Origin of the sequence: Bifidobacterium scaligerum, assembly GCF_002802865.1 — a bacterium.
Classification (GTDB): Bacteria; Actinomycetota; Actinomycetes; order Actinomycetales; family Bifidobacteriaceae; genus Bifidobacterium; species Bifidobacterium scaligerum.
On sequence record NZ_PGLQ01000001.1, the window covers coordinates 581154 to 598425 of the forward strand.

General features: G+C 55.5%; 15 protein-coding genes and 5 tRNA genes. 4 read left to right on the forward strand and 16 right to left on the reverse strand.

Annotated features, from left to right (window positions below; translation table 11 throughout):
- Nucleotides 1-87: 87 nt before the first annotated feature.
- The 13 genes from CUU80_RS02530 to CUU80_RS02590 all read right to left on the reverse strand — a co-directional run bounded on the left by CUU80_RS02530 (nt 88) and on the right by CUU80_RS02590 (nt 7928).
- The gene (locus CUU80_RS02530; RefSeq protein ID WP_100495797.1) at nt 88-669 is read right to left on the reverse strand and encodes an adenine phosphoribosyltransferase; all 582 of its coding nucleotides are present in this window, start codon (nt 667-669) and stop codon (nt 88-90) included.
- Nucleotides 670-753: 84 nt separating this feature from the next.
- Nucleotides 754-1146, reverse strand: a complete 393-nt coding sequence (locus CUU80_RS02535) for a preprotein translocase subunit YajC (protein WP_100495950.1) — start codon at nt 1144-1146, stop codon at nt 754-756.
- Nucleotides 1147-1239: 93 nt separating this feature from the next.
- On the reverse strand, nt 1240-2304 hold the full coding sequence (gene ruvB, locus CUU80_RS02540) for a Holliday junction branch migration DNA helicase RuvB (protein WP_100495798.1): 1065 nt from the start codon (nt 2302-2304) through the stop codon (nt 1240-1242).
- On the reverse strand, nt 2304-2933 hold the full coding sequence (ruvA, locus tag CUU80_RS02545; RefSeq protein WP_100495799.1) for a Holliday junction branch migration protein RuvA: 630 nt from the start codon (nt 2931-2933) through the stop codon (nt 2304-2306). The genes ruvB and ruvA overlap by 1 nt, the downstream gene beginning before the upstream one ends.
- Nucleotides 2934-3021: 88 nt before the next feature.
- On the reverse strand, nt 3022-3606 hold the full coding sequence (ruvC, locus tag CUU80_RS02550; RefSeq protein ID WP_100495800.1) for a crossover junction endodeoxyribonuclease RuvC: 585 nt from the start codon (nt 3604-3606) through the stop codon (nt 3022-3024).
- A 6-nt stretch (nt 3607-3612) separates the two neighbouring features.
- A complete protein-coding gene (locus tag CUU80_RS02555; RefSeq protein WP_100495801.1) occupies nt 3613-4368 on the reverse strand; it encodes a YebC/PmpR family DNA-binding transcriptional regulator in 756 nt (251 codons plus the stop codon).
- Between the two features lie 139 nt (nt 4369-4507).
- Nucleotides 4508-5095 carry an HIT family protein gene (locus CUU80_RS02560; protein WP_100495802.1) on the reverse strand — a complete coding sequence of 196 codons (588 nt, stop codon included), beginning with the start codon at nt 5093-5095 and terminating at the stop codon, nt 4508-4510.
- Nucleotides 5096-5240: 145 nt separating this feature from the next.
- Nucleotides 5241-7274, reverse strand: a complete 2034-nt coding sequence (gene thrS, locus CUU80_RS02565) for a threonine--tRNA ligase (protein WP_100495803.1) — start codon at nt 7272-7274, stop codon at nt 5241-5243.
- A 146-nt stretch (nt 7275-7420) separates the two neighbouring features.
- Nucleotides 7421-7496, reverse strand: a tRNA-Gly gene (locus CUU80_RS02570).
- A gap of 31 nt (nt 7497-7527) precedes the next feature.
- A tRNA-Val gene (locus CUU80_RS02575) sits at nt 7528-7600 on the reverse strand.
- Between the two features lie 46 nt (nt 7601-7646).
- Nucleotides 7647-7718 (reverse strand) — tRNA-Val (locus tag CUU80_RS02580).
- Nucleotides 7719-7757: 39 nt separating this feature from the next.
- A tRNA-Cys gene (locus tag CUU80_RS02585) sits at nt 7758-7828 on the reverse strand.
- 27 nt (nt 7829-7855) lie between these two features.
- Nucleotides 7856-7928, reverse strand: a tRNA-Gly gene (locus tag CUU80_RS02590).
- Nucleotides 7929-8122: 194 nt separating this feature from the next.
- On the opposite strand from CUU80_RS02590, the gene CUU80_RS02595 reads away from it, so the two are divergent.
- On the forward strand, nt 8123-8959 hold the full coding sequence (locus tag CUU80_RS02595; protein WP_100495804.1) for a PAC2 family protein: 837 nt from the start codon (nt 8123-8125) through the stop codon (nt 8957-8959).
- 157 nt (nt 8960-9116) lie between these two features.
- Here the strand turns inward: CUU80_RS02595 and CUU80_RS02600 are convergent, their stop codons facing one another.
- Nucleotides 9117-10031 carry an undecaprenyl-diphosphate phosphatase gene (locus CUU80_RS02600; protein ID WP_100495805.1) on the reverse strand — a complete coding sequence of 305 codons (915 nt, stop codon included), beginning with the start codon at nt 10029-10031 and terminating at the stop codon, nt 9117-9119.
- A gap of 145 nt (nt 10032-10176) precedes the next feature.
- On the opposite strand from CUU80_RS02600, the gene CUU80_RS02605 reads away from it, so the two are divergent.
- Nucleotides 10177-10968 carry a fructosamine kinase family protein gene (locus CUU80_RS02605; protein WP_100495806.1) on the forward strand — a complete coding sequence of 264 codons (792 nt, stop codon included), beginning with the start codon at nt 10177-10179 and terminating at the stop codon, nt 10966-10968.
- A 79-nt stretch (nt 10969-11047) separates the two neighbouring features.
- On the opposite strand, the gene dnaJ is transcribed toward CUU80_RS02605, so the two are convergent.
- Both dnaJ and hrcA read right to left on the reverse strand, forming a co-directional pair.
- On the reverse strand, nt 11048-12193 hold the full coding sequence (dnaJ, locus tag CUU80_RS02610) for a molecular chaperone DnaJ (RefSeq protein WP_100495807.1): 1146 nt from the start codon (nt 12191-12193) through the stop codon (nt 11048-11050).
- A 148-nt stretch (nt 12194-12341) separates the two neighbouring features.
- Nucleotides 12342-13451, reverse strand: coding sequence for a heat-inducible transcriptional repressor HrcA (gene hrcA / locus CUU80_RS02615; protein ID WP_100495808.1), 1110 nt, complete (start codon nt 13449-13451; stop codon nt 12342-12344).
- Nucleotides 13452-13837: 386 nt separating this feature from the next.
- On the opposite strand from hrcA, the gene tkt reads away from it, so the two are divergent.
- Nucleotides 13838-15940 (forward strand): transketolase, encoded by a 2103-nt coding sequence (gene tkt, locus CUU80_RS02620; protein ID WP_100495809.1) that lies wholly within the window; start codon nt 13838-13840, stop codon nt 15938-15940.
- An 81-nt stretch (nt 15941-16021) separates the two neighbouring features.
- Nucleotides 16022-17125: a transaldolase gene (gene tal / locus CUU80_RS02625; RefSeq protein WP_094729408.1), complete on the forward strand. Its 1104-nt coding sequence runs from the start codon at nt 16022-16024 to the stop codon at nt 17123-17125.
- Nucleotides 17126-17272 lie beyond the last annotated feature (147 nt).

Here is a 17272-nt window from a genome sequence, read left to right on the forward strand (position 1 = left end):
CCTTCCCTGACTAAATAATGGTCCGGCATGTAACTGTACACAGTACATGCCGGACCATGACAATACAACGCGCGTTCGTGAGACAGCTCACGCAGGCATGGAGACCAACGAGCTGGTGGGCACGCCGCCGAGCTTGTCAATACCGTCAAGTCCATCAAGACGCATCACGAAGCTGAAGCCAGCCACTTTGCCTCCGGCTTTCTCTATGAGATCTGCACCGGCTTTGGCCGTGCCGCCGGTTGCGATGAGGTCGTCCACAATAAGCACTCGCTCACCATGTGCCACGGCTTCGGTTTCAATCTCCACGCTGGCAGTGCCATATTCGAGATCATAGGATTCGCCGATAGTTTCAGGTGGCAATTTGCCGGCTTTTCGAATGGCGATGAATCCTTTGCCCAAACGTGAAGCGAGCGTAGGACCGAACAGGAATCCACGGGATTCCAGACCAGCGATGGCGTCGAATTCATCCGCGGGAACCGGCAAAGCCTCTTCGAGCGCCTGAAGCAAAATGTTCAGACCCTTCGGATCGGCAAGCACCGGCATAAAATCGCGGAAGATAATACCTTCCTTAGGAAAACCTGGCACAGAACGAATCAGAGATACCAGATATTCGGCGTTCTCCTGACCAACCTTGCCTAATGCGTCGATAGTGATGTCCGACTGCGTCATATATTCGTCCTTAGATTAAGGTTACTTACGGTATTTGACGTGGCTGAATGGTTCATACACATGGACGCGTATGAACCAGAAAGCCTACTTTGCTACGGTTTCGTCCGTTTGGTTGCCCTTTGCAGCACCCTCAATCGGAACCTGAGCGACCTCATCTTCAGTAGCGGCATCTTTCTCTTCGGACAGAGGGTTGCCGTTTTCGTCTACTTCGTCATCGGAGACATAAGCCGGACGAGTGTACTCGCGGGCGATTGCATTAAAAGCGAAACGCATTTTGGAGCCTTCAGAGTCGATCACAATCTCCTCATACTGCTCATCAACTTCCACGACCTTGCCGATTACCTGACCAATAGTAATGACTTCGGTGCCGGGCTGCAGATTGCGACGGAAATCCTGACGCTCCTGCTGCTGCTGCTTGGATTTCTTGGACTGCCACCACATCATGCCGCCGATGACCACGACCATGACAATAAGCATCAAGTAGGAAGAATCCACGGGATAAACTCCTTCAGATCAACGGTCATGGCCGGAAAAATGGCGCGTGACCGGATTGTGCAAACAGGCAAAAGTTTAGAAGGTCTTGCTGACATCGCTCGAAGGTGTTAGCCCCAGATGTTGCCAGGCTTTCTCTGTCGCGACACGGCCTTTGGGCGTACGCATCAGGAATCCCTCGCGTACGAGATACGGTTCGCAAACGGTTTCCACCGTCTCGGATTCTTCACCGACCATGGCGGCGAGATTATTGAGACCAACCGGACCGCCGCCAAAATTACGCACAATGGCGTTAAGCACTGCAAGATCAAGCCGGTCGAGACCTTCCGAATCAATCTGGTAGAGGGCCAAAGCTTCCTTGACATCATCAGGACGCACCATGATGAGATCATGGACGATGGCCCAATCACGCACACGGCGCAACAAACGATTAGCGATACGCGGCGTGCCACGAGAACGCAAGGCAAGCTCGTGAGCAGAGCCGTCATCCAGATTCACGCCCAGCACATTTGCGGATCGCTCTATAAGTTTTTCCAGCTCCTCATGTGGATAGAAGTCAAGATGTGCAGTGAAACCAAAGCGTGCGCGCAATGGGCTCGGCAGCATTCCTTCACGGGTAGTTGCCCCGATCACGGTGAATCGCGGTAATGTCAGTGGAATCGAGCTGGCACCTGGGCCCTTGCCCACCATAACATCCACACGAAAATCCTCCATGGCAATGTACAGCAATTCTTCGGCGGCGCGTGGCAAACGATGAATCTCATCGATGAACAATACTTCACCGGTGTCCAACGAACTCAGGATAGAGGCAAGATCACCGGCGTGTTGCACAGCAGGACCAGAAGTCACACGAATCGGAACTTCCAGTTCGTTGGCGACGATCATAGCCAGTGTGGTCTTGCCAAGTCCGGGAGGACCTGCAAGCAGAATATGGTCCGGTGGCACGTCTCTCTTGCGAGCCGCATCGAGGAACAACTGTAACTGGGCTTTAAGTCTCGGCTGTCCGATGAAACCATCCAGCACATGCGGACGCAGCTCCTCATCACTTACCGGCTCATTGCCAATAGGCGATGACGAAACCATACGTAACGATTCTTCGTTGGCCCCAGTGTTGGAAGTGCCGTAGGTCATCTCATCATTCATCAGCGACCTCTATCCATCAGCGCCAAGGCGAAACGCAACACACGCGGCACATCGTCCGACGTCAGAGGAGTGTTGATGTCATTATCGTTGATGGCCTCGTTGACAGCCTGCTGCGCATCCTGTTGGCGCCATCCCAATGACATCAGGCCCTCGACAACCTGCTCCATACCGGTATCGACTGCAGATACAGTCACACCCTGCTCAGCAGATACGCTGCCTTCTATCTGACTTAGATCGATAGAACCCTTCAATTCGAGGATAATCTTCTGAGCGCCCTTCTTGCCCAGACCTGGTGCCTTGGCGAGGGCCGCAGCATCATTATCTGCAATGGCATGGGCCAATTGGACCGGTGTTAAGGTGGATAGCAACGATTGTGCCACTTTGGGACCAATACCAGACACTTTGATGAGTTGCAAGAAGGTCTTTTTGGCGTCCTTATCCAAGAACCCATGCAGCGTGATGGCATCCTGGGAGAGATTCATGTAGGTGTAGACACTCGTCTCTTGACCTGAATGCAATCGACTCAAATCCGTAGAGGACATACGGACTTCATAGCCCACTCCCCCAACGTTGATCAACGCGGTATCGGCCTCCACCGATTCAACCCGCCCGAACAGCATGCCGATCATGGCTCACTCCTTGCATCAATCTCCTGTGGATGGTAAGACCGCACAGAGCGCCAGACCACACCACACTCGAACAACTGTTCGAATTATACTACATGCCGCGGTCGTGGTTGATACGTCGTCGCGTCATATGCTGTGCGGCTTCGGCCCATTGACGTTGGGCGGGAGTCAGATGCTGTTCGCGCTCTCCGCCCTGCAAAGCCCCTGCAGGACGTAAAGCATGACAGATGGCCAAGGCAAGTGCATCAGCCGCGTCGGCTGGCGTAGGCATTTTCGTCAGGTTCAAAATACGTGTCACCATACGTTCCACTTGAATCTTTTGAGCCTGTCCGTTGCCGGTGATGGCAAGTTTCGCCTCTGTAGGCGTATGCAAAGCCACCGGAATATTTCGTTGCGCTGCAGCCAGCATGGCAAGCCCTGCGGCTTGTGCGGTACCAAGCACCGTATTGCGATTGGATTGCGCGAAAACACGTTCGATGGACACACTGTCTGGTGCGAATCGATCCATTTTTTCCGCCAAACCGTTATAGATAGCCAGCAGACGTAAATCCTGAGATATATCAGGAGAAGAACGCACCACATCCACATGGATAAACGAAAGCCGGCGATGTTCGCCGGCTTCGATCACGCCGACCCCGCAGCGTGTCAGCCCGGGATCGACGCCAAGGATAATCACTGGGAATTACTCCTCGTCAAGCTGGGCCATGACCTCGTCAGAAGCAGTCCAGTTGGAGTAGATGTTCTGCACATCGTCCAGATCATCGAGCTTGTCGATAAGGTTCGACACCTTGCGGGCATCCTCAAGGCTCAGCTCCACCTCATTCTTCGGCTGCATGACCTGATCGGCGGAATCGTAGTCGAAACCGGCATCCTGCAGGGCTTTGCGCACGGTGAACAGATCGGACGGGCCAGTAATGACGGTGAAGACCTCACCATCATCGGTCACATCTTCCGCACCAGCTTCGGCAGCGACTTCAAAGAGCTTATCGAAGTCCACGCCCTCGGACGGCACGACGATCTGTCCCTTACGCTCAAAGTTGAAGGACACAGAACCGGAAGTAGCCAAAGATCCATTGCCCTTGGTCAGGGTAGAACGCACTTCGGCGGCAGCGCGGTTGCGGTTATCAGTCAAACATTCGATGATGAGGCCAACGCCTGCAGGAGCATAGCCCTCGTATACGATGTCCTCGTAGTTGGCAGCGCCATCTTCGGCACCAGAACCGCGCTTAACGGCGCGGGCAATGTTGTCGGCCGGCATGGAAGCCTTCTTGGCCTTGTAAATGGCATCGTACAGGGACGGGTTGCCATCCGGATCACCACCGCCAAGACGGGCGGCGATTTCAATGTTCTTGATGAGCTTGGCGAAGAGCTTGCCGCGCTTGGCGTCGATAGCGGCCTTCTTATGCTTGGTGGTCGCCCACTTGGAATGACCTGACATTAATGCTCCTAGCGATTAGACGGATGATGTCAAACGGAATGATTGTAGGCCTGTAATCAGACATCGCCTGTTCACAGCCACGGTCTTCCATTTATTATGCGTTTTTATTGAGACTATCGAAAAATGTTGACTTATGAAACTAAGCCATAGGCAGCTTGAATTGAGGAGCCAGACGTGTGAACGCCTCGGCATAGGCACGACGCTGATCGGACAACAGAATCGGCATGGTGCGGGTCTGCGCGACGATAGGCATGAAATTCGCGTCTCCGTTCCAACGGGGCACTACATGCTGGTGCAGATGTGCGGCGACACCGGCCCCAGCTATCTCGCCCTGATTGATGCCGATATTGTATCCGTCCGGATGAGAAACGGTCTCCATTACTTTCATGGCAAGAGTTGTGGCTTTCTCGAATTCGAACAGCTCGACATCGTCCAGCTCGGTGATGAATCCGACGTGACGGTAGGGACAAATCATCAAGTGCCCGACATTGTACGGATATAGATTCATAATGGCGAAAACATGTGTGCCACGCCAAGCGATCAGACCATCCTCATCAGATTTATTGGGTCCTGCGCAGAACGGGCATTCCTTAGTCTTTGGCTTCGTGGGACGGTTCTCGTCATTACGCAGCACGTATGTCATACGCTGCGGAGTCCACAAACGTTCAACAGTGTCTTCCTGAGGCGGGAAATCAGCTGGATTATCGACTCGTATAGCCTCGGTCATGAAAGTATTCTCCTTTCCGGAATCGATGCTCATCTTTTGATCAGTTCGATCATCAATAAACTGAGGGGAGCCAGCAGCAATATGACTGGACTCCCCTCAGTTCTTCTGTCTCAACGGCTCTCTCAAGAGCCGAACCTGATTATCGTCAGGCCTCGACTGCGGCGTTGAATTCGTCTGCGGAATTCACTTGGACCCGCTTCTTGATCACGGCGAGAATCTGCTCACGAGCCTTATCGACCGGCACGCCGTTGAGCTGGCTTCCGTCGCGGAAACGGAAACTCACGGCATTGTTATTCATATCCTCCTCGCCGACGATGAGGATGAACGGCACCTTGGACTTAGAAGCATTACGGATCTTCTTGCCGAAACGGTCGTCGGAGTAATCGATCTCGCAACGGACCATTTCATCCTCAAGCGACTTGACGAAGCCAGCCAGATGCGGAGCGAACTCGTCCGCCACCGGCACGCCAAGCACCTGCACCGGGGCAAGCCACGCCGGGAACGCACCGGCATAGTGCTCCAGCAGCACGGCGAAGAAGCGCTCGATGGAGCCGAACAGGGCGCGGTGAATCATCACCGGACGCTGGTGGGTGCCGTCCTTCGCAATGTACTCAAGCTGGAAACGCTCAGGCAGATTGAAATCAAGCTGGATGGTCGAGACCTGCCAAGTACGGCCGATGGCATCGCGGGCCTGCACGGAGATCTTCGGACCGTAGAAGGCGGCACCACCCGGATCAGCAACGAGGTCGAGGTGGGATGCCTCGGCAACCTCACGCAGGGTGTTGGTGGCCTCCTCCCAGATTTCATCGGAACCGACGTACTTATCCGGATCCTTGGTGGAAAGTTCCAGATAGAAATCGGACAGGCCGAAGTCGCGCAACACCTTGAGCACGAAGGTCAGGAGGTTGGTCAGCTCATCCTTCATCTGCTCGCGGGTGCAGTAGATGTGGGAATCATCCTGAGTCAAACCACGCACGCGGGTCAGACCATGCACTTCGCCGGACTTCTCGTAGCGGTACACGGTACCGAACTCGAAGAGACGCAACGGCAGTTCACGGTAAGAACGCTGGCGAGACTTGAAGATCAGGTTGTGCATCGGGCAGTTCATCGGCTTGAGGTAGTAGTCAGCACCAGGCTTGGTGATATTACCCTCGGCGTCCTTCTCCTCATCCAAGTGCATCGGCGGGTACATGCCATCCTTGTACCAGTGCAGGTGGCCAGAGGTCTCGTACAAACCGCCCTTGGTGATGTGCGGGGTCTGCACGAAGCTGTAGTGGTACTTGCGGTGCATCTCGCGGGAGTAATCCTCCATCGCGTTGATCACCGCAGCACCCTTCGGATGGAATACAGCCAGACCGGGGCCGATCTCATCCGGGAAGGAGAACAGGTCCATTTCAGCGCCAAGCTTACGATGGTCACGCTTGGCGGCCTCCTCCAAACGAGTCTGGTAGGCCTTAAGATCTTCCTTGGTGGCCCACGCGGTACCGTAAATGCGCTGCATGGTGGGGTTCTTTTCGGAACCACGCCAGTAGGCGGCGGCGGAGCGCTCGATCTTGAAGGCCTTGATGAAGCGGGTGTTCGGCAGGTGCGGTCCGCGGCACAGGTCCTTCCAAACAGTGTTGCCATCGCGGTCCACGTTGTCGTAGAAGCTCAGTTCCTTCTCAGCGATCTCGGTGGCCGCAGCCGGGTCGAGGTGTGCTTCCTTGTCTTTAATGAGCTCGATCTTGAAAGGCTGGTCGGCCTCTTCGGCCAGAGCCTCATCCTCGGTCACCACACGGCGGCGGAAGGACTGGGAGGACTTGATGATGTGCTGCATGCGCTTTTCGATCTCCTTGAGATCGTCCGGCGTGAAGGGCTTATCTACCTGGAAGTCGTAGTAGAAACCGTCCTTGATCACAGGGCCCACGCCCAGCTTGGCGTTCGGATAGATTTCCTGCACGGCCTGCGCCATAACGTGCGTAGCCGAGTGACGCATGATCGCGAGGCCGTCCTCGGAGTCGAGGGCGATCGGCATCACGGAGTCGCCGTCGGCAAGCGGCGTGTAGAGGTCACGGTTCTCACCGTTGATCTTGACAGCGACGATGTTCTTATCATCAGCAAACAGCTCGACGCCGGTGGTGGTTGCTTCCACCTCCCTCGCTTCGCCGTTGACCGTAATGGAGATGGAGCTTAACGCCATGATATGTCCTTTGCTATCGGGGTCCGCGTTACTAATGTGCAGGCCTGGACTGGTAATCAACAGTGGACACGATAGGCACTGCGTCAGACAAACGCATGGGCGAATCGCAACAATACAGAAAAACCTCGCCGAAGCGAGGTCTCAAGTGGAGCGGACAACGGGACTCGAACCCGCGGTCTCAACCTTGGCAAGGTTGCGCTTTACCAACTAAGCTATGTCCGCAAAGGATTCCGCCGTGAGAAGCGGATCCCAGTGGGCGATGTAGGAATCGAACCTACGACCCCTTCGGTGTGAACGAAGTGCGCTAGCCGCTGCGCCAATCGCCCGATGAAATCGGTATTCAGTTATATGCAACGAGACTTTCATCTCTTGTGGGCGATACAAGATTCGAACTTGTGACCCCTTCCGTGTCAGGGAAGTGCGCTACCTCTGCGCCAACCGCCCGGTCCTAGTCAATACATTGATTCGCATCAACGTCCTGAGAGGTGGGTACGAGAGTCGAACTCGTCTATACGGCTTTGCAGGCCGCTGCCTAACCGCTTGGCTAACCCACCGTAAGGTCTGTCAACTCAAGGACCTAGAGCGGACAACGGGACTCGAACCCGCGGTCTCAACCTTGGCAAGGTTGCGCTTTACCAACTAAGCTATGTCCGCATGTACCCAGCTTGGTTATCCTCGCCGAAGCACGAGTGATTACTATACTCGTCGATCCGCGATTCGTCTAATCCGGCGTGTCGCGATTATTCTACATGCCCCGCTCCGTCATTTTTCTATGCCATCTTCAGCTTACGCTCGCTGATGGCTAAAGCTGAAGATGTGACCGCTTGCGGCACGATACCCTAGGAGCTATGAGTGAAGAGTCGAATATGACGCAGCCGGTGATGATCGCCGCATTTGACGGATGGAATGATGCCTGTCAGGCGGCTACGAATGTCATCCGACATCTGGTGGGACATTATGAGTCTCGTGAGATTGGACATATCGATTGCGATGGTTTCTATGACTATCAAGTAGCCCGACCGATGCTGTGTCATGTATCCGGAAGAGCAAATCTCGTCTGGCCGCAAACCACGTTTTACGACATCACATTGGATGCTGGACGTCACCTGTACGCGCAGATAGCCCCTGAACCTAATTACCATTGGAAGGAATATTGTTCCCAAAGCTTACGTATCGCCGAAGAACTTGATGTGACGAAGGTGATTACCTTGGGATCCATGTTCTCCGATTGTCCACATACTCGTCCGTTGCCAATCGCTGTAAGTGATGGCGAATGCCAGTGCGAATGTGATCGCGAGTACAACGGACCCGTGGGAATTCCCACCATTTTAGACTGGTCAGCGGCCGACGCAGGATTCGAGCATACGTCTATGTGGGTATCCATTCCGCAATATCTCGGTAGCGACGATTGCGCAGCAGGAACAATACGTTTATTAGACGCGTTGGGAAAACACATCGGATATACGTTTGACGTGTCCGCTCTGAAGCGGAGATCGGAGCAATGGAAAACTCAAGCATCCGCGCTGGTACGATGCAACGATCAGTTACGTGAATATGTGGAGCATTTGGAACGCGAGTACGATCTCAAACAGCGAGCGGAAGAAGAAGCAGGATTGGGGACGCCGCAATGTGAGCAGCTAGTCCGTGAGACCGAGGCATTTTTACGGCAAATGGGCGGCGAGTGATCTGATCCGCATTCCGAGGTCATCGGATCACAAAACGACCCGATTGTCACCACCTGTCTTCCTTGGATATGAATCAGACTCTTTCCATAAAACAATGAGGCGCGCCTCCCTTTCCTTATGGAGACACGCCTCATGCGTATGCGCCGATAAATTCCTTTTATGCAGCGGCCACGGACGGATCAATAGCGGGCAGTACTCCGGCAATAAGCAGCAGAGCCACCACCACAGCCAATCCGATTCGATAAATGGCGAAAGCCTTGTAGGAGAATGTAGAGACGAATTTCAGGAATCCGATGATGACCACATATCCTACAAAGAAAGCCACGAAAGTCGCCGCAATCGTAGGAATCCAGCCAGGAAAGGCGCCAATCGCAGTACATGCAGCGGCATCCCCAGCCGAGCACGCATTGACATCCTTCACAGCAGACACGGACTCCAGTATTCCGGCGCCGAAAACCGCAGGAATGGCCATGAGGAAGCTGACACGCACAGCGGCTTCACGGGTATATCCCATTGCTCGGCCGAAAGTGATTGTGCCGCCGGAACGGGATACACCAGGAATGAGCGCCAGCATCTGACCGACGCCAAAGAACAGGGCGTCCTTCCATGTCATCTGGTTCATGGTTTTCACCTGCTTGGCACGCGCATCAAAAACCCATAGAAGTATGCCGAACACGATCAATACGCTTACCGTAATCCACAGGTTTCTCAGTGTCGTCTCAATAGCATCCTTGAACAACAGACCGGCGATGAGAATCGGCATGGTACCGATGATGATGAACCAGCCCATCTGCGTATCCGGGTTGTGCGCACCCAGTCGGCTTTTCAGGTCCTTGCCTTCTTTGCCAAATAGGGAACCGAACCAAGAGCCGAGAATACGAATAATGTCACGACGGTAATAGAGAATCACAGCAAGCTCGGTGCCCAACTGAATGATAGCCGTGAACGCGGCACCCGGATCCTTACCGATCATCAAGTCGCCGATAATGCGAATATGAGCGCTGGATGAAACAGGCAGATATTCGGTAAGCGCCTGGACCAACCCCATGAACAACGCCTGGAAGAAATTCATAACCCCTCGCGTTTTTCCTTATAGATATATGTGTTTTATAACGATGAACACCCTACCCACAGGGGTGTAAAAAACACTAAGCTTTACAGGCATATATGATCCCTACAATGAAACCGGCAATGGTTCGAATAAGGATGGAGCGACTATGGCTATTTATCGCAAAAGCAGGGCGTTCGCCCCGCAGGGATTCTTCGAATGCGAAGGTCGCGGCCTGCAGTGGCTTGGACAAGCTCATGAACAAGGCGGCCCACGTGTGGTTCAGGTATATGACTGGGGCAAAGATCATCTGAATATCGAACGAGTGAACGCATCCTCCCCTACGCCACAAGCCGCTTATGATTTTGGCGCGGCTTTGGCCCATATGCATGATGCCGGCGCCGATTACTTTGGCTCCGCACCAGCCGGCTATAACGGCACCTGCTATTTCGGACCGCTACAGGATCCGGTGAAAATGGATACCGGTACTTGGACCGATCCTATTTCTTATTTTGCTGATGGACGGTTGCGCCCGATGGTTGAACTTGGTGTCCGACGCGGAGAACTCGACCAACGAGACATCGAATTGACTGAACGGGTCATCGAAGCTCTACCGGACATTATGGGACGTGCGGCAGATGACAAGCCGGCGCGTATCCACGGTGATCTGTGGAGCGGCAATGTGATGTGGACCGCTGATAGCGGACATACTGAAGCCGTACTCATTGATCCGGCGGCTCATGGAGGTCATCGAGAAGAGGATCTGGCTATGCTGCACCTGTTCGGGATGAGCTACTTGACGCAGATTATCGATGGGTATCAATCCACGCATCCGCTAAAAGCCGGATGGCAGGATCGCATCACTCTTTGGCAGCTCTACCCCATTGCCGGACATTGCGTGTTCTTCGGCGGTGGATATGTGAACGAATATCGTTCCATGTGCCGCTCGTTGCTGAAATAATAAGCAGTCATCAGATGGACAAAAATGGCTGTGGTCTTACTACAGAAAAGTAAGGACCACAGCCATTTCCAATCCTCGCTCAGCTCAGCGCGTCCTTCAACTTGCTGAAGAAACCACCCTTCTTTTGACCTGTCTGCGGACGTGAAGCTTGCGCCACATGGCCGGCATCGGCGTCATGCAGAGTGGAGAATCGTTCGATGAGATCACGTTCTTCATCATCCAGCTTGGTAGGGATCAGCACGTTCACATGAGCCACGATATCGCCGCGTTCATCGCTGTTGCGCAGATTGGTAACACCCAAGCCCTTCAGCGTGACGGTATCCTCCGGCTGACATCCCGCTGGAATACTCACCGTCTGCTTGCCGTCGAATGTTTCGATGGTAAGGTCATGCCCAAGCACGGCCCAGCTCATCGGCACCTGAATCCAGCAATGCAGGTCATCGCCATCTCGGGTGAACTGCTTATCTGATTTGATACGAATGTCAATATAGAGATCGCCGGCGGCACCACCGCCTTCACCTACTTCTCCTTGAGAGGCGAGCCTCAAACGCGCATTGTCGTTAATGCCAGCGGGAACATTGACGCCAACGTTCCGCGTGGTGCGCACGCGGCCGTGTCCCATACAACTGGGGCACGGATTCGAGATAATGGTGCCATGCCCCTCGCAACGTTCGCACGGCGCTGAGGTCATCATCTGACCGAGCATAGTGCGAACCACCTTCTGCATGAATCCTTGACCATGGCAATCCGGGCAAGTAATGGGCTGCGCGCCGCCCTGAGCACCGGAACCACCACATTCCTGACACAGGGAGAACGTATTGATCTTCACATGTGCCGTGCCGCCGAATACCGCCGTCTTCAAATCGATGGTGGCTGAAGCCAAGGCATCTCGTCCTGGCTGAGTCCGTGGTACCGGTCCTTGCGATCCCGCTCCGAATGCAGAGCCAAAGAATGTGGAGAACACATCTCCCATATCACCGAATCCGCCGGAGAACCCTCCAGCTCCCGCATTGGGATTGTTCGGGTCCACACCCGAATCATACATACGGCGCTTATCCGGATTGGAGAGCACCTCGTAGGCGTTGTTCACTTCCTTGAACTTATCCTCGAACTCCGGACCGGCAATATCGGGGTGGTATTTGCGGCTGAGCTTGCGGTACGCCTTCTTGATCTCATCGTCGCTTGCGTTACGGTCTACGCCCAGCGTCTCGTAATAATCTGCCACTTGGTTCTATTCCTTTGTGTTCATTTGGTCCGGAGTTATTCTGCCACAGCCCACAGTCAGCAGATGGCTCGAATACATGTCGGAGGGTCGATTCGATGGATTACTGATTGTTCATTGCTTCGCCCGCATCCCGTGCATATGTACGACGTCAATCCTGTGCGCCACCTTCGCTGATGAAATCCGTCAGATATCGCGCAACAGCCCTAACCGCTGCCATGGTCGTCGCATAGTCCATATGTGTAGGCCCGATAGAACCCACAAATGCAACGGGCTCAGTACGTGATTCAACCTGTTCTTCTGCGAAGCCCGACCGATCCTGTTGCGGCTTTCCGTCGGTCGTCACCACTCCTCCGCGCCCATACCCGCCGCTGACCACTGAAGCGTGCAGGAGCTGTGGGCTGTGGCTCTCCGATCCAATGGAAACACCCACGCCTGAAGGTGTTGTTTCTTCGCTGAGATTGCTCATCAGTTTCATGAGCACCACTTGTTCTTCCAACGCATCGAACAACGGCGCGAGATCAGTCCATGAACGAGAATGAGCCAGATTCGACGTGCCGGACATATACAACTCACTGGCACGCTCATCGAGTGCCATCGACTCGAAAGCACTCGCAAGATCGTCAGCTACGGAATGGACGGAATCGTAGCCCACCGATGCACCGATGACTCGCACCAAGTCGGCAGCTGCGGAAAAAGACAGTCCATGGCATTGATTGTTAACCGCTGCACTCAGGTGCGCGATATCCTCTGTGGAAGGCATAACGGACACGGTCAATCCATGTTGAGCTACACGCCCGGTATCAGTGATTACCACAGCCAATAACGTAGACATGGATACAGGGACCATCTCCACGTGTCTAAGCGTTGCTTTAGCTAATGATGGGGACGCTACTACGGCTACCTGCCCCGTGATTTCCGAGAGCAGTCTTGCCGCACGTTGTAAGGCATCCTTAAGACTGACGGAGCCGGCCAAAAATTCTCGGATACCTCTCCGCTGCGCCTCACTCAACGGCACCACCGTAGCTAGGCGGTCCACGAAATATCGGTAGCCCTTTTCCGTGGGCACACGTCCAGCAGAGGTATGCGGTTGGATAAGGTAGCCTTCATCCTCCAAAGCCGCCATATCATTGCGGACCGTCGCCGAGCTGACACCCAAATCGTGTTCACGGGTCAACGCAGTGGAGCCAACCGGTTCCTGAGAACGGATGTAATCCTCCACCACGGCGCGCAGCACCAGCATGCGCCTTGATTGCGTCATGCGCGCCTCCTTTGTAGATATGGATATATGGGCCTATTGTTCATGCGAAGTATGTTCCGTGTTCACTCTGCCCACCCTTCGGCGACACGCTGGACATGCAGTATTACTGCATTCGGTGTGTCTTTGTACGCTAGACGCTTTACGAAGCTCGCCAATGGCCTAATGAGTATTGTATTAGCACTCATTGGATTCGAGTGCTAACACGTTCATCGACGGCGAATGAATGTTAATTGTGAACGCTAACAGCACACAACTTACCAAAACACGCCAAATATGCACCACAAACGTCTTCTTCCGACGTTAACATGGGAAACGCAATGTGAGGGCGTCGTGCGCCCGGCACAAGCCGGATACGCGGCCCGACCAATTGGAAGGAAAGTAAATCCATGACCGAATTCAAGGAGACCGAGCTCGACGAGCGCGCCATCGCGATGGCAAAGGTCCTTTCGGCTGACGCGGTTGAGAAGGCTGGTTCCGGCCACCCCGGTTCCCCCATCTCCCTGGCGCCTGTCGCCTACACCCTATACCAGCACTTCATCAAGCACGATCCTAACGATCCCAACTGGGAAGGCCGCGATCGCTTCATTCTTTCCGGCGGTCATGCTTCTCTCACCCAGTACGTCCAGCTGTATTTCTCCGGCTACGGCGTGACCTTGGACGATCTCAAGCACTTCCGTGGCGGTGCCGATACCCGCACTCCGGGTCATCCTGAGTACGGTCTGACCCCGGGCATCGAAATGACCACCGGCCCGCTGGGCCAGGGCTTCGCCTCCGCCATCGGTTTTGCTTATGGTGAGCGTTTCCAGCGCGGTCTGCTTGATCCGGAGACCCCGAAGGAAGACTCCCCGTTCTACCACAAGATCTGGGCCATCTGCGGTGAAGGCGATATTGAGGAAGGCATCTCCGGCGAGGCCGCCGCTCTGGCCGCCAACCAGAAGCTCGGCAACCTGACCGTGATCTTCGACGCTAACCGCATCCAGATCGAAGGCGACACCAATCTGGTGCTGGCCGAAGATGTCCTGAAGCGCTTCCAGGCCTACGGCTGGTACACCGATGAGTTCAGCTTCATCCAGCCCGATGGCTCCTACAAGGAGGACATCGAAGGCCTGGCCGACGTGATCGCCAAGGCCGAGGCCGCCGCTCCGGACCAGCCGAAGCTCATCAAGGTTCACTCCTTGATCGCATGGCCGACCCCGGGCAAGACCAACGATCCGTCTTCCCACGGCTCCAAGCTCGGTGCCGAAGCAGTTGCCGGCCTGAAGAAGGTTCTCGGTTACGATCCGGAAGAATCCTTCCACGTCGACGAAGAGGCTCTGGCTCACGCTCGTAAGGTTGCCGAGCGTGGTCTGGAAGCTCACAAGGCTTGGGATGAGAAGTTCGACGCTTGGCGCAAGGCCAACCCGGACAAGGCTGCCTTGTACGATCGCATCAAGGCCGGCGAACTGCCGGAGGGCTTCGACAAGGCCATCGATGACCTTGAGGCCACCTTCGAAGTCGGCAAGGGTGTCGCCACCCGTGGCGCTTCCGGCTCCGTGCTGAACGCCATCGCTGCCGTCATGCCGGAACTCTGGGGCGGCTCCGCTGATCTCGGTGGCTCCAACAAGACCGATCTGAAGGGTGCCGCCACCTTCGCTCCTGCAGAGTGCGCCACCAAGCAGTGGCCGAACTGCAACGAGTTCGGTCGTCAGCTGCACTTCGGCGTACGTGAGTTCACCATGGGCTGCATCACCAACGGCATTCTGCTGGGCTCCCACACTCGTCCGTTCGGTGGCACCTTCTTCATGTTCTCCGATTACGAGCGCTCCGCCGTCCGTCTGGCCGCCCTCATGGAGATCCCGAACCTCTACGTCTGGACCCACGACTCCGTGGCCGTCGGCGAAGATGGTCCGACCCATCAGCCGGTTGAGCACCTCGCTTCCTTCCGCGCCATCCCGCAGCTTGAGGTCATTCGTCCTGCCGACGCCTTCGAGACCGCCGAAGCTTACCGTTACTTCTTCGAGAAGAAGAATACCCTGCCGGGTGCCATGGTGCTGACCCGTCAGGGTGTGCCGGTTCTCGCTGAGACGGCCGCCAAGGCCAAGGAAGGCGTCAAGAAGGGTGCTTACGTGCTCGTTGACACCGAAGGCACCCCGGACGTCATCATCATGGCTTCCGGTTCCGAAGTCCAGTGGGCTGTCGCCGCCGCCAAGACCCTTGCTGAGAAGGGCACCAAGGCTCGCGTGGTTTCCTTCCCGTCCATGGAATGGTTCGAGGAGCAGGACGCCGAGTACAAGGAGGCCGTGCTTCCGGCTTCCGTCAAGGCCCGCGTCTCCGTCGAGGCTGGCGTTGCCATGCCGTGGTACAAGTACCTCGGCTCCTATGGCAAGCCTGTCTCCATCGAGCAGTTTGGTCTGCAGGGTGACGGCGCTCAGAACATGATCGACCTCGGCATCACCGCCGAGCACGTGGTCGAGGCTGCTGAGGCTTCCATCGCCGAGGCCAACGCCTGATATCAAGCTTCAATAGCTTGAACAAATAAGTATTTCGGCTCCCCCTCTTCAGGGAGGGGAGCCAATAACAAGGAGAAAAATATGACTGAAGCAACTCAGCGTACGTCCGACAACGGCGTTTCCATCTGGCTGGACGATCTGTCCCGCTCCCGCATCGAGTCCGGCTCCCTGCAGGACCTGATCGCCAACAAGAACGTGGTCGGCGTCACCACCAACCCGTCCATCTTCCAGAAGGCCCTGAGCCAGGTCGGCCCGTACGATGCTCAGCTCAAGGAGCTCGGCAAGGTTGACGTTGAGACCGCTGTTCGCGAGCTCACCACCACCGATGTGCGCAACGCCACCGACATCTTCCGTGAGATCGCCGAGAAGACCGACTTCGTCGACGGCCGCGTTTCCATCGAAGTCGACCCGCGTCTGGCCCACGAGACCGAAGCCACCGAGAAGCAGGCTGTTGAGCTCTGGGAGAAGGTCAACCGTCCGAACGCCATGATCAAGATCCCGGCGACCCTCGAAGGTCTGCCGGCCATCACCGCCACCTTGGCCAAGGGCATCTCCGTGAACGTCACCCTGATCTTCTCTCTCGAACGTTACGAGCAGGTCATCGACGCTTACATCGAGGGCATCGCTCAGGCTGCTGCTAACGGCCACGACCTGAAGCACATCGGCTCCGTCGCTTCCTTCTTCGTCTCCCGCGTGGACACTGCTGTGGACAAGCTGCTGGAAGCCAACGGCTCCGACGAAGCCAAGGCTCTGGAGGGTAAGGCTGCTGTGGCCAACGCTCGCCTGGCTTACGAGCTGTTCGAGAAGAAGTTCGCCGAGGATCCGCGTTGGGCCGAGCTGGCCGCCAAGGGCGCCAAGGTTCAGCGTCCGCTGTGGGCTTCCACCGGTACCAAGAACCCGGCTTACTCCGATTGCAAGTACGTTGACGAGCTGGTTGCTCCGCACATCGTCAACACCATGCCGGAGAAGACCCTGAACGCTCTGGCTGACCACGGCAACGGCGCTCCGTCCATCGAGGGCACTTACGAAGAGTCCCACGCCATCATCAACAAGCTGGCTGAGCTCGGTATCAACCTCAAGGACGTCACCGACAAGCTGGAGGCCGACGGTGTCGCCGCCTTCATCAAGTCCTGGGATTCCGTGCTGGCTGACGTGCAGTCCGGCATCGATCGCGTGAATGCCTGAGACTGATTTGAGCTGATGTGTCTTACGGCATATCAGTGAGTTTCGAAAAGGGTTCCCAACCATAGTGGATTATGGTTGGGAACCCTTTTCGCGTACCCGGCTTGCGTACAAGAGAAACCCTGCTGACATGGGCTTCTCGTTGCTCGC

Excerpts from the sequence above, each read along its gene's own strand:
- CUU80_RS02535 (WP_100495950.1), bottom strand. The coding sequence starts at position 1,146 with ATGCTTATTGTCATGGTCGTGGTCATCGGCGGCATGATGTGGTGGCAG.
- CUU80_RS02600 (WP_100495805.1), bottom strand. The coding sequence starts at position 10,031 with ATGAATTTCTTCCAGGCGTTGTTCATGGGGTTGGTCCAGGCGCTTACC.
- CUU80_RS02560 (WP_100495802.1), bottom strand. The coding sequence starts at position 5,095 with ATGACCGAGGCTATACGAGTCGATAATCCAGCTGATTTCCCGCCTCAG.
- CUU80_RS02595 (WP_100495804.1), top strand. The coding sequence starts at position 8,123 with ATGAGTGAAGAGTCGAATATGACGCAGCCGGTGATGATCGCCGCATTT.
- CUU80_RS02605 (WP_100495806.1), top strand. The coding sequence starts at position 10,177 with ATGGCTATTTATCGCAAAAGCAGGGCGTTCGCCCCGCAGGGATTCTTC.
- ruvB (WP_100495798.1), bottom strand. The coding sequence starts at position 2,304 with ATGAATGATGAGATGACCTACGGCACTTCCAACACTGGGGCCAACGAA.
- hrcA (WP_100495808.1), bottom strand. The coding sequence starts at position 13,451 with ATGACGCAATCAAGGCGCATGCTGGTGCTGCGCGCCGTGGTGGAGGAT.
- CUU80_RS02530 (WP_100495797.1), bottom strand. The coding sequence starts at position 669 with ATGACGCAGTCGGACATCACTATCGACGCATTAGGCAAGGTTGGTCAG.
- ruvA (WP_100495799.1), bottom strand. The coding sequence starts at position 2,933 with ATGATCGGCATGCTGTTCGGGCGGGTTGAATCGGTGGAGGCCGATACC.
- CUU80_RS02555 (WP_100495801.1), bottom strand. The coding sequence starts at position 4,368 with ATGTCAGGTCATTCCAAGTGGGCGACCACCAAGCATAAGAAGGCCGCT.
- tkt (WP_100495809.1), top strand. The coding sequence starts at position 13,838 with ATGACCGAATTCAAGGAGACCGAGCTCGACGAGCGCGCCATCGCGATG.
- thrS (WP_100495803.1), bottom strand. The coding sequence starts at position 7,274 with ATGGCGTTAAGCTCCATCTCCATTACGGTCAACGGCGAAGCGAGGGAG.
- tal (WP_094729408.1), top strand. The coding sequence starts at position 16,022 with ATGACTGAAGCAACTCAGCGTACGTCCGACAACGGCGTTTCCATCTGG.